Source organism: Gluconobacter aidae (assembly GCF_009547075.1).
GTDB classification, from domain to species: Bacteria; Pseudomonadota; Alphaproteobacteria; order Acetobacterales; family Acetobacteraceae; genus Gluconobacter; species Gluconobacter aidae.
Genome location: NZ_WIPH01000077.1, coordinates 1 through 3,081 on the forward strand (window position 1 = coordinate 1; position 3,081 = coordinate 3,081).

Annotated in this window: 1 protein-coding gene and 1 pseudogene; both read left to right on the forward strand. The window is 61.0% G+C overall.

The window, feature by feature from the left end; all coding sequences use genetic code 11:
- Positions 1 to 352: 352 nt before the first annotated feature.
- Positions 353 to 529, forward strand: a pseudogene (locus GFJ39_RS13695) (IS5/IS1182 family transposase); the annotation flags it as partial.
- Positions 530 to 629: 100 nt separating this feature from the next.
- Positions 630 to 3,080, forward strand: a complete 2,451-nt coding sequence (locus tag GFJ39_RS13700; RefSeq protein WP_153431996.1) for a heavy metal translocating P-type ATPase — start codon at positions 630 to 632, stop codon at positions 3,078 to 3,080.
- The last annotated feature ends 1 nt before the right edge of the window (position 3,081 follow it).

Below are 3,081 nucleotides of genomic sequence, written 5' to 3' on the forward strand. Positions count from 1 at the left end.
GATATCTCCCAGGTCTTCGAAGCTGATATCCGCCGCCTCTAAAGCCGGTCCCAGATGCTCACCCAACACTTCTTCAAAACAGGATTGCCACTGATCCTGTTTCAGATATCCGATAAGCCCTGTCAGATTGTCAGCGTTCATAAATACGACGACCTCCCCTATTTTCCTGCGGCGGAACGGCAAATACCATGTTTACCCGAGACAAAGAGAATATCGTGCATAGCGGTTTTCTCCCGTCCGATTAAGGGCACCGAGAAACACCAGATCGGCCAGATGGAGGGTTCGAAAAACCCTCTAGTTTTGAGGTCTGCTCTGTGATTCCATTTCTCGTGCGTTGATTGGGATACGGAAGATGAAACAGGCGGGATTTTTTGGTGTTGAAGAGCGGCTTGCCCGGCTGAGCGGGCTTGGCGATCAGCTCGAAGCGTTTTCCCGGACTGTGGATTTTGAGGTGTTTCGCCGGGAACTGAAGAAGGCTATTGATGCTTGTTCAGACACTCGATCACGCCCATCACGGGATCAGATCGTAAAATGACGCCGTCGCATTTTCCTGCGGCTTGCCGATGCCTCCAGAATTCTCAACTCTCACGGTCAGGACGGAAACAATGCCGACGAGCCCGTCAGTCCCCATGAAAATACGCGATCCTGTATGCGGCATGATGGTTGATCCGGCTACCAGCCGGTTCAAGAGCGAGCATAACGGGCACAGCTATTCATTCTGCAGCGCACACTGCGAGAAGAAATTTGAGGCCAATCCCGCAGCCTTCATCAAGGCTGATAGCGCACCTCCCATGGTGTGGACGTGTCCCATGCACCCCGAGATCAGGGAGGCGCATCCCGGCACATGCCCCAAATGCGGCATGACGCTGGAACCTGTGAAGGAAACGCGGGAAACGGCCGCGTCCTCCATGCGCGGCATGAGTTGCCATCATGCGCCGCAACAGCCTTCCGCCGCCGGAGAGGGCAAGCCAGGGACGATCTGGACTTGCCCGATGCACCCGCAGATCCGGCAGGATCATCCGGGCAACTGTCCGCTCTGCGGCATGGCACTGGAGCCGGAGGAACCGACGGGAGCAGAGACAGAAAACCCCGAACTGCATGATTTCAGACGTCGTCTGATCGTCTCAGTGTTGTTCGCCTTTCCTCTGATGCTCATCGCCATGGGTGGTGATGTTGGTCTCCACCTTGTTCCGGGCTCATGGTCTCCCTGGGTTCAGCTTGCGCTGGCCACTCCGATTGTCTGCTGGGCAGGACTGCCTTTCTTCCAGCGTGGACTCGCCTCACTGCGGACCGGTCACTTCAACATGTTCACGCTGATCATGTTCGGCGTCGGCGCTGCGTTTGGCTACAGTCTGGCGGCAACGCTCGCACCGGGGGCGTTCCCGGCCAGTTTCAGGATGCCCGACGGAGCCCTGCCGGTCTATTACGAGGCGGCCGGCGTGGTCGTCGCGCTGGTTCTGCTGGGACAGGTTCTGGAACTCCGTGCACGTGCCGCCACCGGTGATGCCATCCGCGCCCTGCTGGATCTCACACCAAAACAGGCTCACCGGATCGGAGAGAACGGGCAGCCGACAGACATAGCCGTGGACGCTATCGTAGTCGGAGACCGACTGCGGGTGCTACCGGGAGAGTCGATCCCTGTCGACGGCAGGGTTTTCGATGGTACATCCAGTGTTGACGAAGCCATGATTACCGGGGAGCCAGCACCCGTTGCCAAAAAGAGCGGCAGCACGGTGACCGGCGGTACGATCAACGGCAATGGCAGCCTCGAAATCGAAGCGCAGGCCGTCGGCAGCGATACCATGCTGGCGCGGATCGTGAAGATGGTTGCCTCAGCCCAGCGCAGCCGCGCGCCCATTCAGGCCGTAGCCGACCGGGTGGCCGGATGGTTCGTCCCGCTGGTGCTGGCCATTTCCGTGCTGACTTTCATCGTATGGTACGTCGTCGGACCGGCTCCGCGTTTCGGGCATGCTCTTCTGAATGCCATCTCGGTGCTGATCATCGCCTGTCCCTGCGCGCTTGGACTGGCCACGCCCATGTCAATCATGGTCGGCACGGGGCGGGGTGCACGTGAGGGCGTTCTGGTCCGCAATGCCGAAGCGCTTCAGGCGCTCGACAGGGTGGATACGCTGGTTGTGGACAAGACCGGCACGCTGACGGAAGGACACCCGAAGCTCATCGCCGTGGAGGCAGCCAATGGCTGGCCGGAAAACGATGTGCTGCGTTATGCCGCCTCTGTGGAGACACGCTCCCAGCATCCTCTGGCGCAGGCCATCGTGCAGGGCCTGAAAGACCGCCATGGGGAGCCTGGCGTTCTTACCCATTTCGCGTCCCAACCGGGACTGGGCGTGAGCGGCAGCGTTGAGGGCCATGCCGTCGTTGTGGGCAATGCCGAGTGTCTGAAGCAGGCCGGCGCGGATGTCTCCCCTGTTGAAGCTAGCGCGACGGCGCATCGTGAAGCCGGAGCCGGGGTGATGTTCGTGGCGGTAGACGGCAGGCTCGCCGGGCTGATCGCCGTGGCGGACCCTCTCCGCGAGGATACGCGGGCCTCTCTTGCGGCGCTGCACGCCGATGGTCTGCGGATCATCATGCTCACGGGTGACAGCGAAGCGACGGCGAAGGCTGTGGCGCCGCAGGTGGGAAATATCGCGGAAGTCCATGCCGGTCTGAAGCCACAGGACAAGGCCGATATCGTCAAACACCTGACGACGCAGGGCGCACATGTCGCGATGACGGGCGATGGCGTGAACGATGCTCCGGCCCTTGCGGCCGCATCCGTCGGGATCGCGATGGGAAACGGCACCGACGTAGCGATCGAAAGCGCCGGGATCACTCTGGCGCATGGCAGTCTGGAAGCACTGGTCCGGGCGAGACGGCTCGCCCATGCGACCATGCGCAACATCCGGCAGAACCTGGCTTTCTCTTTCCTGTTCAACGGGATCGGCATTCCGATCGCCGCCGGTGTGCTCTACCCGATCTGCGGGCTTCTTCTCTCCCCGGTTATCGGCGGCGCGGCCATGGCTCTGTCGTCCGTGACGGTTGTGACCAACGCGCTTCGGCTTGGTCGGGGGAAAGACTGAG